Source organism: Microbispora sp. NPDC046933 (assembly GCF_040644635.1).
Lineage (GTDB): Bacteria > Actinomycetota > Actinomycetes > Streptosporangiales > Streptosporangiaceae > Microbispora.
On record NZ_JBEYWW010000062.1, the window covers coordinates 1 to 248 of the forward strand.

Below are 248 nucleotides of genomic sequence, written 5' to 3' on the forward strand. Positions count from 1 at the left end.
GACATCGAGGACCCCGGCGACGCCGAGGACACCGGTGCCAGCGAGGACAGCGGTGCCAGCGCCCCTCACGACCCCCGCGACACTGGCGACTGCGACCCCCGCGACACGGGAAGCGCCGCCGACTCCTGCGACATCGAGGACCCCAGCGATACCGAGGACACCGGTGCCAGCGAGGACAGCGGTGCCAGCGCCCCTCACGACCCCCGCGACACTGGCGACTGCGACCCCCGCGACACGGGAAGCGCCGC

Annotated in this window: 1 pseudogene; it reads left to right on the forward strand. The window is 74.2% G+C overall.

Annotated features, from left to right (window positions below):
- Nucleotides 1-248: pseudogene (locus ABZ857_RS42455) on the forward strand (hypothetical protein); the annotation flags it as partial.